The sequence below is a fragment of the Staphylococcus caledonicus genome (assembly GCF_016238465.1).
GTDB classification, from domain to species: domain Bacteria; phylum Bacillota; class Bacilli; order Staphylococcales; family Staphylococcaceae; genus Staphylococcus; species Staphylococcus caledonicus.
On the sequence record NZ_JABTXV010000020.1, the window covers coordinates 1 to 362 of the forward strand.

General features: G+C 34.3%; 1 rRNA gene. It reads left to right on the forward strand.

Annotated elements, in window-relative coordinates:
• Positions 1-9 precede the first annotated feature (9 nt).
• Positions 10-124: ribosomal RNA gene (gene rrf, locus HS848_RS12550) — 5S ribosomal RNA — on the forward strand.
• The last annotated feature ends 238 nt before the right edge of the window (positions 125-362 follow it).

A 362-nucleotide genomic window follows, 5' to 3' on the forward strand; every position in this document is an offset into this window, starting at 1 on the left:
ATTCACTTGTCTGGTGACAATGGCAAGGAGGTCACACCTGTTCCCATGCCGAACACAGAAGTTAAGCTCCTTAGCGCCGATGGTAGTTGGATTTACGTTCCGCTAGAGTAGGACGTTGCCAGGCAACCACTTTGACCGATAGGTCATTTTTTTGTGGCTAATCTATAGAAAAATATTAAAAAGTTGTTGACTTTATAATCAATAGCGAGTATAATTATTTCTTGTGATAATAAAAAATGAACATTGAAAACTGAATGACAATATGTCAACGTTAATTCCAATAAAGTAACTTAAATGTTACAAACATTATTTAGTATTATGAGCTAATCAAACATCATAAATTTTTATGGAGAGTTTGATCC